Genomic DNA, 11,115 nt, shown 5'->3' on the forward strand with positions numbered 1-11,115 from the left:
TTCTCCTACGGACGCGACTGGGGCAGCCCGGCCATCCCGGAGAAGATGGACCTCAAGGCCATGGTCCAGTTCGCCCCGGAGGGCATCACCCGTCCGCGGTGGCTCTACGAGTTCGCGAAGACCCGCAAGATCCCGGACCTGACCACCCCGAACCTCGCCGCGCCCGGGCAAGAACCGCCCACCTTCTTCGGAGCCTACGGCGAGTGGATGCAGACACCGCTGCCCACGTGGGACGACATCGCGTGGTTGCGGGAGCAGTGGGGTGGGCCGTTCATGCTCAAGGGCGTGATGCGGATCGACGACGCCAAGCGGGCCGTCGATGCCGGTGTCACGGCGATTTCGGTGTCCAATCACGGTGGTAACAACCTCGACGGAACACCCGCGCCGATCCGCGCCCTGCCCGCGATCGCCGACGCGGTGGGCGATCAGGTCGAGGTCCTGCTCGACGGCGGAATCCGCCGCGGGAGCGATGTCGTCAAGGCGATCGCGCTCGGCGCCCGCGCCGTCATGATCGGCCGAGCCTACCTGTGGGGCCTGTCGGCGAACGGTCAGGCCGGTGTCGAGAACGTGCTCGACGTGTTGCGCGGTGGCATCGACTCCGCGCTGCTCGGACTGGGCCACTCGTCCATCCACGAACTCAGCCCCTCCGACGTCGTGATCCCGCCCGGATTCGAGCGGGTCCTGGGCGCCGAATCCTGATCGGCGAACAGGCGTAGATGGCTGCGCAGCTGACGGATCAGATCACCCTGGGCGGGCGAAAAGCCCCGTCCAGGGTGCTGTTCGGTCCGCACGAAACCAATCTGGGTGTGGGACGGGAATTCTCGCCGCGTCATGTTGCCTATTACGAGCGTCGGGCACGCGGCGGGGCCGGCATCGTCGTCACCGAGAACGCCTCTGTCCACGAGTCCGACTGGCCGTACGAACGCGCCCCGCTCGCTTCCCGCTGCCGGGCCGGATGGCACGACGTGGTGGCGGCGTGCCGTCCGCACGGCGCGCTGGTGCTGGCCGGTCTGACGCACACCGGCCTGCAGGGTTCGAGCGCCTACTCGCAGTCGGTGCTCTGGGCGCCGTCCCGAGTGGCCGACGTGGTCACGCGCGAGCTGCCCATGGAGATGGAGCGGACGGAGATCGACGCCGTCGTTCACGGTTTCCGGGCGGCGGCCCGCGCCGCCGTCGCGGCCGACCTCGACGGTGTCGAGCTCGACGCCGGGGCCACCGCGCTGCTGCGCCAGTTCCATTCCGGCTACACCAATCTGCGCCAAGACGAATACGGTGCGGATCCACTGCGACTCACCCGGGAGGTGATCGCTGCCGTCCGCGACGAGCTGGGACCCGGACGCATCGTGTCGCTCCGGCTCAGCTGCGACGAGCTGATGCCGTGGGCCGGCGTCACTCCGCTGATCGCCGCCGAGCAGGCGCGGGAGTTGGCGGATTCGCTCGATCTCCTCGTCGTCGTGCGCGGTGGTCCGATGTCGGCGAGCACCTATCGCCCCGACTTCCACCAGCCGCGTTCTTTCAACATGGAACTGTGCCGGGACATTCGGGCTGCTGTCGCGGGCGCGGTTCCGGTTGTCCTGCAGGGCAGTGTGGTCCATCCGGAAGACGCTCGTCGGGTGTTGGACACCGACGTCGCCGACGCGGTCGAGATGACCCGCGCCCAGATCGCGGACCCCGATCTGGTGGTCACGCTCCGGCGGGGCGGCAGGCCGCGGCCGTGCGTCCTGTGCAACCAGACGTGCCTGGTGCGAGATCCCCGGAACCCCGTCGTCACGTGTATCGGCAATCCCTCTGCCGGGTACGAGTCCGTCGACCCTCCCGAAGGCGTCACCGATGCCGATCCGGGTACTGCGCTGGTGGTGGGCGGCGGGCCCGCCGGACTCGAGGCCGCGCGGGTGCTCGCGATGCGCGGACACCGAGTCACGGTGCGGGAGGCTGGTGTCGCTCTGGGTGGAATGGTTCGGGTGGCTGCCGTGGCCGCCCCGCACCTCGCGGCACTCGTCGACTGGCTCGAACTCGAATGTCGAACGCTCGGAGTGGAATTCGAAGTCGGAAGCGGGGCGTCCGCTGCCGATCTGGACGACGCGATCCGCACCGGTTCGGCGGTGGTTCTCGCCACCGGAAGCCTGCCCAGGCCACCGGCGTTCCCGGTGTCGGACGAGACGCAGACCCTCACTGCATCCGACGTCCTCGGCGGTGCCGTCCTGCGCGAAGGGCCACTTGTTCTGTTCGATCCGGTGGGCGGACCCGTCGCCGTCGCGCTCGCCGAGCGGCTCGCAGCGCAGGGGCGCGAGGTGAGCATTCTGACTCCCGACGCCGTGGCGGGTTCGCGGCTCGGAATGTCGGGCGATCTCGCCGATGCCAATGCGCGTCTGCAACGGGCAGGAGTCATTCGCCATCTCGACAGCAGCGTGGTGTCGGTCGACAGCGCGGGACTGCACGCGCGGAACCGATACACCGGGGAGGACACCACGGTGGCCTGCGCTGTTCTCGTCGACTGCTCTCATCGCCTGCCCCACGACATCCTGTCCCGGCCGGGCACTGTCGCCGCCGGTGACTGTGTGGCTCCCCGAACCGTCCTCGAGGCTGTCCGGGAAGGGCGGCTGGCCGCTTACGCCGTCGCCACCCGCGCTCGGTCCACGCTCACGCACAACCTGTTCGCACTCGTCAACGAAAGATAGGACAATTCCACCATGGGACAGTTCGACGGCAAGGTCGCGTTCATCACCGGGGCTGCCCGGGGTCAGGGCCGGACGCATGCGGTGCGACTGGCGCGGGAAGGGGCGTCGATCATCGCCGTCGACATCTGCGGGCCGGTGTCGGACTTCAACACCTACGTGCCTGCCACCGCGGAAGACCTTGCGGAGACGGTGCGCCTGGTGGAATCCGAGGGCGGCAAGATCATTGCGGAGCAGGCCGACGTCCGCGACAGTGCGCGCCTGAAGGCAGTGGTCGACCGGGGTGTCGAGCAATTCGGCAGACTCGACATCGTGGTCGCCAATGCCGGGATCTGCAACTGGAACCGATTCTGGGAAATGCCCGACGAGCAGTGGGAAACCCTGATCGATGTCAACCTCACCGGAGCGTGGAAGACACTGAAGGCCGCCGTGCCCGCGATGATCGACGGCGGCAGGGGCGGCTCCATCATCGTGGTGAGTTCGGTTGCGGGTATCAAACCCCTTCCCGGTCAGGCGAACTATGCAGCGTCCAAGTTCGGGCTCGTGGGCCTCACGCAGATCGCCGCGAAAGAACTGGGTGAATACAAGATCCGCGTCAATTCCATTCACCCGTACGGTGTCAAGACGCCGATGGGCACCGACCCGGGCAGTCTCGTGATGCTCGAGAAGCACCCCCACTACCTGTCGAGCTTCGGAACGATTCTCACCGATCATCCGCTCGCCACCACCGACGACATCACCGACGCGGTGCTGTGGCTCGCCGGAGACGGTTCGCGGACGGTGACGGGCAGCCAGGTCGCCCTCGACATGGGCAACACCAAGGTGTGAGCGCCGCGTACAGGCATCTGTTCACCCCGCTGCGGCTGGGGCCTCTGACCCTGCGCAACCGGGTGGTCTTCTCCGCGCACCTCACCGGCTACGCCGTCGACGGACTGCCCACCGAGCAGCATGCCGCCTACTATGCGGCGCGGGCACGGGGTGGGGCCGGCTTGATCATCTCCGAGGAGCACGCCACCCATCCCGGGGACTGGCCCTACGAGAAGGTGATCGCGGGGTACCGGGCGGAGGTGATTCCAGGATATCGGCGCATCACCGAGGCCGTACACGAGCACGACGTGCCGATCCTGGCCCAGATCAACCACAACGGTGGTCAGGGGTCGAGCATGTACTCGCGACAACCGTTGTGGGCACCGAGCGCCGTACCCGACCCCCTGTTCCGCGAAGTACCGAAGGCCCTGGACCTCAGGGAGATCCGGACTCTCGTCGAGGGCTACGCACACGTTGCGGATCAGTGTGTCCGCGGCGGTTTCGACGGAATCGAACTGCAGTGTTCGCACTCGTCGCTCGTGCGCAGTTTCCTCGCCCCCGCCACCAATCAGCGGAGCGACCGGTACGGCGGCATGCTCGGGAACCGCGCGCGGTTCCTTCTCGAGGTGCTCGCCGCCGTCCGGGCCGCGATCGGCCCGGAACGCGCGCTCGGCGTTCGGCTGGCGGGGGAGGACCTGTTCGACGGCGGTGTCCGGCTCGACGAGGCTGTCGAGGTGGCCGCGCTCGTCGAGGCAAGTGGGCTGGCCGACTACATCAACACCTCGATCGGCATGGCAACCGAGACGCTCCACATGATCGAGGCATCCATGGCCGTGCCCCGCGGGTACTCACTGTTCGTCCCGAATGCTATTCGGCAGCGGGTCGGTTTGCCGGTGATCGGCGTCGGCCGGTTCACCGATCCGCGCCAGGCCGATCAGGCTCTGGCAGAGGGACACTGCGATCTGATCGGGGTGGTGCGAGGACAGATCGCCGACCCCGGCTTCGCATCGAAAGCCCTTGTCGGCGAAGAGGACCGGATCCGGACGTGTCTGTCCTGCAACCAGGAATGTATCGGCCGGATGGGCCTGGGCCGGTGGCTCGGCTGCGTCGTGAATCCTCGCGCGGGCCGCGAGTCCGTCGCGCTGCCCGAACCGAGAGTCCGCGGCCGGCGGCTGGTGGTGGTCGGTGGTGGTCCCGCCGGGCTGAAGGCCGCGGCGACAGCTGCGGGGCGGGGTCACGAGGTGACGCTGTACGAGCGAGAGAGGGTGGTCGGGGGACAGGTGCGCACGGCTGCGACGGTGCCGGGCCGGGGCGAGTTGTTCAGCCTCGTCGGGAATCTCGAAGCGGAATGTGTTCGGCTCGGTGTCGATCTTCGGACCGGAGTTGCGGTGACGGCGGAGATGATGGAAGGCGATCGCCCCGAGGTCGTGGTGCTCGCGACAGGCGCGCGTCCCCTGCGGCCGCCGTGGGCAGGGTCCCTGAAGCGCGTGGTGGACGTGCGCGATGTCCTCGAGGGCAGAGCGCACCCGTCGGGGGCGGTGCTGGTGGTCGACGAACTGGGCTTTCATCAGGGCACGTCGGTGGCGGAGTTTCTCGCGGACAGCGGATGCGCCGTCACGATCTGCACGCCCGGCCTGATCGTGGGGCAGGACCTGGGGATCACCCTGGACTTCGAGGGATGGAACGCGCGGGCCCACCACAAGGGCATCACGCAGGTGCCCGACGTGGTGCCCGGCAGCTGCGTGGCGGACGGAAACCGGGTCGCGGTGACTCTGCTGCATCATCCCACCGGACGGACGAGCGTGCTCACCGTCGACTGGGTGGTGGCCGCCGTTCATCAGCAGCCGGAGGACGAGCTCTGGAAACAATTGTCCGGCAGTGGAATCGAGATTCATCGCGTGGGGGATGCGCTGTCCCCTCGGCGGGCACATGCCGCAGTGATCGAGGGGGAGCGGGTCGCGTTGTCGCTGTAGTGCGCAGTACGGCAGCAGGTGACCCGTGTCTCGCCTGAAGAGGTGCCTGCGTGCCCACCGTGCGGAGCCGATCGGCTCACGTCACCTAGCATCAGGGGATGCCAACTTCCGGAGGTCTCGAGGACCTCGTGTGGACCGAGGTGGACCGCGAGTCGGCTACGGTGGCGGTGCCGGTCGGTTCTCTCGAGCAACACGGACCGCACCTGCCACTCGACACGGATACGGCCATCGCGGTCGCGGTCTCCCGTGCTCTGCCCGGAGTGCTCGTGGCACCTGCGATCGCCTACGGTGCGAGCGGTGAACACGAGGCTTTCGCGGGGACCGTGTCCCTCGGTGCCGAGGTTCTCGAGACCGTGCTCGTCGAGTACGGGAGGTCGGCCTGCAGATGGGCCGAGCGCGTGGTGTTCGTCAATGGGCACGGCGGCAATGGCCAGGCATTGGTCAAGGCTGCCGCCTTGCTGCGATACGAGGGCCGCGACGTCGCCTGGGTGCCGTGCATGGTACCGAATGCAGACGCTCACGCGGGCCGAACGGAAACGTCCCTGTTGCTGCATCTTTCGCCGAGCCGAGTGTTGTGGGACCGGGCGGTTGCCGGTAATACCGAACCTGTCGAGAGGTTGATGCCAAGACTGCGCAAAGGCGGTATGGTCGCCGTGTCGGCCAACGGCGTGCTCGGTGACCCGACCGGCGCAACGGCCGCGGAAGGGGCGCAGCTGTTCGGCGAGCTCGTCGAACGCGTGACCAAGGCACTGGCCCGGTGGCAACCGGGCCCCGACGGCAGGCTCCGGTGGGATCCGGGCGCCGATGGGAGGCTTCGATGACCCGTACGGGCATCCACAAGTGGCCGCGGCCGAACCTCGAGAAGGACATGTTCACTACTTTCCTGCACGCCCTGGCAGCTGATTCTCGGCATCCCGTGCCGGCACACGTCGACCCACCTACCATCGACTGATGCGCCAATCTCGACTTCCCGACGGATTCGGGATACGAATCGACCCCAAGGTGCGCGCATATTCCGGAGGCCGAGTCCTCATCGGAGGGTCACCCACGCGGATGTTGAAGCTGGCACCTACCGCGGTGGCGATGATCGGCGACGGATTCCTCGAAGTGGTCGACCCGCAGTCCGCGGCGGTCGCTCGCCGGCTTCTCGATTCCGGAGTGGCAAACCCGCGCCCGATGAGCACGCCGTCCCCCCGGGATGTCACGGTTGTCATTCCCGTCCGAAACAACGCCTCCGGGCTCCACCGGCTGCTGGCCTCGCTGCGTGGTCTCGAAGTAATCGTCGTGGACGACGGCTCGGACGTCCCGATCGTGGCGCCCGCGTTCGAAACCGGTTGTGGCCGCATTACCGTGCTCCGTCACGAGACGGCCAGGGGCCCGGCCGCGGCGCGAAACACCGGTCTGCGGTCCGCCACAAGTCCGTTCGTGGCCTTCCTCGACTCGGACGTCCTTCCCCGGACGGGGTGGATCGAAGTGATGCTCGGCCACTTCAGCGACCCCGCGGTCGCGCTCGTCGCCCCGCGCATCGTGGCGCTCGAGCCCGATGCGAGCACCCTGGCCCGGTACGAGCACGCCCGTTCGTCCCTCGATCTGGGACGGAAGGAATCCGCGGTGCAGTCCGGCGGACCGGTCTCCTACGTCCCGAGCGCGGCGATGATCGCCAGACGCGAGGTACTGGCGGAGTTCGGCGGATTCGACGAGTCCATGCACGTGGCCGAGGACGTCGACCTGTGCTGGCGATTGCAGGAGGCGGGGTGGCGCCTCCGGTACGAACCGGTGGCTCACGTGGCTCACGACCACCGGGTGACATTCACACGGTGGTTCGACCGCAAGATGTTCTACGGAACCGGCGCCGCGCCGCTCGCCGCGCGACACACGGGGATGGTCCCGCCGCTGTCGATGTCGCCGTGGACGCTCTTCGCCTGCATCGCGGCGGGAACATGCACTCGACTCGGACTGCTCGGCGCTCTCGCGACGCTCGCCATGATGGTTCTGCGGCTGCGCCGGATGTTCACCGGTCTCGATCAGCCCACCCGGATCGCGGCCATCCTCGCCGCGCAGGGTTTCGTGGGTGGCGTCTGGCAGCTGGCTTCGGCCATGTGTCGGCACTATTGGCCCATCACGTTGCTGGCGGTGGTGTTGTCGAGACGGATCCGGCGCATCGCGCTCGCGGTCGCCGTGGCCGAAGGCGTCGCCGACTGGACAACCCATCGCGAGCCAGGCGGCCTGGGTCCGGTACGGCACATGGTGTTCAAGCGCATCGACGACGTCGCGTACGGGGCGGGGCTCTGGAAGGGTGCTCTTGCCGCGCGTGACCTCGACGCACTGAAGCCGCGGCTGAAGTCATAGTGGCGGAACCTCTTCGGTCAGCCGATGTGGTTGTGGTCGGTGGCGGGTCGAGCGGGTGTGTGGTTGCCGCCCGGCTCAGTGAGAATCCGGACAGGTCGGTACTGCTCCTCGAATCCGGACCGGGCTACGACGAGGTCGAGGAGCGCCCCGTACTCGACTACCGCACCCTTCCGATCGGGCCGGGAAGTGCGTATGCGGCGACCTACGACGTGGAGCCGGCACCCGGCAGGCGTTCGGACATCGTGCGCGGACACGTCCTCGGCGGCTCGGGGGCGGTGAACGGGGCCTATTTCATCCGCGCCACAGCGGCGGACTTCGGGCGGTGGCCGGCCTCGTGGTCGTACGACACGGTGCTTCCCTACTTCCGGAAACTCGAGACCGATGCCGATTTCCACGGTCCGGCGCACGGCGCGGACGGGCCGATGCCGGTGTCTCGGCAGGGGCCCGGGTCGTGGAGTCCGATCAGTGCGGCATTCCGTCAGGCGGCGCTCGACGCGGGATACCCGGAGGAGCCGGACAAGAACGACGGTGGCGCCGGCGGTGTGGGGCCGGTCCCGCTCAACATCGGCGGCGGGCGCCGGGTCAGTACGGCCACGGCATATCTGCAGCCCGCGCGCGGCCGCGCGAACCTCACGGTCGAGACCCGCTCGCATGCTGTGCAGATCGTCCTCGCGGGCGGTGCCGTCACCGGCGTCGAGGTGGAAACGGGCGGAGTCCGACGCATCATCCACACGCGGCGAGTGGTCCTCGCCGCCGGTGCCGTCGAAACGCCAATACTTCTCCTGCACTCCGGTATCGGTCCGGCCGAGCATCTGCGGGACAACGATATTGCGGTGGTGCACGACGCTCCCGGGGTGGGCACCGACTTCAGTGATCATCCGGAAGTGGCTCTGCCCTATCGCGTCCGGGGACATCTGCCGCGCAGTGCCACGAGTCCGGTGGTCGAGATGGCTCTCGACATCGGCAACCTCGAGATCCGTCCGTACACAGCGCCGTTCGACGTACTCGTCCCCGGGTCCGGTCATTGCGACCCGATACTCGGTGTGGGACTGATGGTCTCGGAATCCCGTGGAGACATCCGGCTGACGTCGGGCCGCCGGCGGGATCATCCGAGGATCGAATACCGCTATGCGCACACGGCATCCGACCGCAGGGCGTTGCGAGAAGGTGTGGCGACAGGTCTGGAACTCCTGCGATCGGAAGCGCTGAGCGCGCTGGTGGAGCCGGCTTCGCTCGAGATATCCGATCGCTCTGTTCTCGCGCACCTCGGGACCTCGCTGCACCTGTGCGGCAGCTGCAGGATGGGTGATGCCGGTGACGGGAACTCCGTCGTCGACGAACACTGCGACGTGCGAGGAGTGGAGGGGCTCACCATCGCCGACACGTCGGTGATCCCGGTGGTGCCGAGCCGTGGTCCGCACGCCACGGCGGTGATGGTGGCCGAACGCGTCAGTGCGTTCCTGGCCGCTGAGGGAGGCGGCGCATCTCCCTCGGTGTGACCGGGGTTACAGTAGTGGGGACGCCGTGGAGGAGCCGTTCGATGCAGGATCAACCGCCCACAGGGGGCAACCCGTGGGTAGCCGTGCGCCCCGGAGACGACGTCGCTCTGCTTGCGCGACGAGTATCGTCAGCGCACCGATCATTCGTCGAGCGGTTGTACGTCGAGCGTTCCGCACCCGCAGGACCGGAGCCGGAGGCGGCAGGCAGCCCGATCCGGTCCGTGGTCCTCGATTCGTGGATGCGGAGCACCCGCCAGGGAGTCGACCCGGACGGTTCGGCTCGTCCGGTCGATCTGGCGGCGTCCGAACTCGGCGAGTACCGGGCTTCACACCCCATGTCGCTCATCCGCCCCGTGGTGCGCAAACTCCTCGTCGAGGACGCGGCCGACACCGGTCTGCTCGTCGCGATCACCGACGAGACGGGTCGGCTGCTCTGGGTCGAGGGTGACTCTTCGGCCAAGGACCGGGCGGTGGCGATGAATTTCGTCGAGGGCGCCGACTGGAGTGAAAACAGGGTGGGCACCAACGCGCCCGGGACCGCGATCGCGCTCGATCACTGCCTACAGATCTTCGGGGCCGAACACTTCAGCCGGTCGGTGCACGAGTGGAGTTGTTCGGCGGCGCCGGTCCATGACCCGTCCACCGGCGCGATCGTGGGGGCGATCGACATCACCGGCGGGCCCCGGGTGGCCGTGCCCGAGGTGCTCTCGCTGATCCGGGCAACCGTGGCGGCGGCCGAGGCGGAATTGCGGCTGCATCTGCTGCGATCGCCGAGCTCGATGGTCGCCACCACCACCCCGCGGCTGCAGGTGCTGGGATCGGGACGTCCTGTACTGCTGCGTGGGGGCACGCGAAACCCGCTGTCGCAGAGGCATGCCGAGATTCTCCTTCTCCTGGCCGAGCATCCGGAGGGGCTCAGTGCGGACCGTCTCGCCGTCCTCCTCGACGAGAACGAGTTGGATGCAGTGACCATCCGTGCCGAAATGTCGCGGCTACGCAAGGTTTTCGGATCGGACAACATCGGCTCGCGTCCGTATCGACTGCTGACGGATCTGGCGTCGGACGCAGCGCAGGTCCGCGGTGCACTCGACCGGGGCGAACTCGCCGTAGCTCTCGACATCTACTCGGGCCCGGTGCTGCCCGGGTCCGAGGCGCCCGGGGTGGTGGAAGTGCGCGATGCGCTGCGCGCCCGCGTGCAGGCGGCACTGTTGCGGGAGGGCGATTCGCGCCTGCTGGCCCGGTGGACCACCTCGGTCGACGGCCGCGAGGATGTCGCGGCATGGGAAGCGTACCTGGCCGGTCTCGACGTCCGCTCGCCCCTGTACGCGCAGGTCAAATCCCGGATCGATCTGTTCGATCGGCAGTACGCAACGTAGTTGCAACGGTAGGTTTCATAGTGTTGTGAGTCACATCCGGAAAGTTCAGTTCCACGTTTACTGAGTTTCACGACACCAGGGAGTTATCGATGACCGTGTATGCCCGCCCGGGTTCGCCCGACGCCGTCATGTCCTTTCAATCGCGTTACGACAACTGGATCGGCGGCCAGTGGGTTGCGCCCGTCAAGGGCCAGTACTTCGAGAATCCGACACCCGTCACCGGACAGCCGTTCTGTGAGGTCGCGCGTTCGACGTCCGAGGACATCGAACTGGCACTCGACGCCGCCCACGCCGCCGCACCCGCCTGGGGCAAGACGTCGGCGGCCGAGCGCGCCATCATCCTCAACAAGATCGCAGACCGCATCGAGGAGAACCTCGAGTCCATCGCGCTCGCCGAAGCGTGGGACAACGGCAAGCCGATCCGCGAGACCCTGAA

At 67.9% G+C, this 11,115-nt stretch carries 10 protein-coding genes; all 10 read left to right on the forward strand.

The window, feature by feature from the left end:
* Positions 1 to 699, forward strand: a 699-nt coding sequence (locus WAW17_RS02700; protein WP_422331479.1) for an alpha-hydroxy-acid oxidizing protein, incomplete at its 5' end; no start/stop codon positions are given.
* 17 nt (positions 700 to 716) lie between these two features.
* Entirely contained in the window at positions 717 to 2,678 is a 1,962-nt protein-coding gene (locus tag WAW17_RS02705) for a mycofactocin system FadH/OYE family oxidoreductase 1 (protein WP_422331480.1), read from the forward strand.
* 12 nt (positions 2,679 to 2,690) lie between these two features.
* Positions 2,691 to 3,503: a mycofactocin-coupled SDR family oxidoreductase gene (locus WAW17_RS02710; protein WP_422331481.1), complete on the forward strand. Its 813-nt coding sequence runs from the start codon at positions 2,691 to 2,693 to the stop codon at positions 3,501 to 3,503.
* Positions 3,500 to 5,455: a mycofactocin system FadH/OYE family oxidoreductase 2 gene (locus tag WAW17_RS02715; RefSeq protein ID WP_422331482.1), complete on the forward strand. Its 1,956-nt coding sequence runs from the start codon at positions 3,500 to 3,502 to the stop codon at positions 5,453 to 5,455. The genes WAW17_RS02710 and WAW17_RS02715 overlap by 4 nt, the downstream gene beginning before the upstream one ends.
* Positions 5,456 to 5,553: 98 nt before the next feature.
* Positions 5,554 to 6,276, forward strand: a complete 723-nt coding sequence (gene mftE / locus WAW17_RS02720) for a mycofactocin biosynthesis peptidyl-dipeptidase MftE (RefSeq protein WP_422331483.1) — start codon at positions 5,554 to 5,556, stop codon at positions 6,274 to 6,276.
* The gene (locus WAW17_RS02725) at positions 6,273 to 6,407 is read left to right on the forward strand and encodes a hypothetical protein (RefSeq protein WP_422331484.1); all 135 of its coding nucleotides are present in this window, start codon (positions 6,273 to 6,275) and stop codon (positions 6,405 to 6,407) included. Before mftE ends, WAW17_RS02725 begins: the two co-directional genes overlap by 4 nt.
* On the forward strand, positions 6,407 to 7,804 hold the full coding sequence (mftF, locus tag WAW17_RS02730) for a mycofactocin biosynthesis glycosyltransferase MftF (protein ID WP_422331485.1): 1,398 nt from the start codon (positions 6,407 to 6,409) through the stop codon (positions 7,802 to 7,804). The genes WAW17_RS02725 and mftF overlap by 1 nt, the downstream gene beginning before the upstream one ends.
* Positions 7,804 to 9,303: a mycofactocin system GMC family oxidoreductase MftG gene (gene mftG / locus WAW17_RS02735; protein ID WP_422331486.1), complete on the forward strand. Its 1,500-nt coding sequence runs from the start codon at positions 7,804 to 7,806 to the stop codon at positions 9,301 to 9,303. Before mftF ends, mftG begins: the two co-directional genes overlap by 1 nt.
* A gap of 41 nt (positions 9,304 to 9,344) precedes the next feature.
* The gene (locus WAW17_RS02740; protein ID WP_422331487.1) at positions 9,345 to 10,679 is read left to right on the forward strand and encodes a transcriptional regulator; all 1,335 of its coding nucleotides are present in this window, start codon (positions 9,345 to 9,347) and stop codon (positions 10,677 to 10,679) included.
* An 89-nt stretch (positions 10,680 to 10,768) separates the two neighbouring features.
* Positions 10,769 to 11,115: aldehyde dehydrogenase family protein (locus WAW17_RS02745; RefSeq protein WP_422331488.1), on the forward strand; the 347-nt coding region annotated here is incomplete at its 3' end.

The organism is Rhodococcus sp. (in: high G+C Gram-positive bacteria), assembly GCF_049286785.1.
Classification (GTDB): domain Bacteria; phylum Actinomycetota; class Actinomycetes; order Mycobacteriales; family Mycobacteriaceae; genus Rhodococcus_F.

Coding starts and splice junctions, on each gene's coding strand:
- WAW17_RS02725 (WP_422331484.1), top strand. CDS start 6,273: ATGACCCGTACGGGCATCCACAAGTGGCCGCGGCCGAACCTCGAGAAG.
- WAW17_RS02710 (WP_422331481.1), top strand. CDS start 2,691: ATGGGACAGTTCGACGGCAAGGTCGCGTTCATCACCGGGGCTGCCCGG.
- WAW17_RS02705 (WP_422331480.1), top strand. CDS start 717: ATGGCTGCGCAGCTGACGGATCAGATCACCCTGGGCGGGCGAAAAGCC.
- mftE (WP_422331483.1), top strand. CDS start 5,554: ATGCCAACTTCCGGAGGTCTCGAGGACCTCGTGTGGACCGAGGTGGAC.
- WAW17_RS02740 (WP_422331487.1), top strand. CDS start 9,345: ATGCAGGATCAACCGCCCACAGGGGGCAACCCGTGGGTAGCCGTGCGC.
- mftF (WP_422331485.1), top strand. CDS start 6,407: ATGCGCCAATCTCGACTTCCCGACGGATTCGGGATACGAATCGACCCC.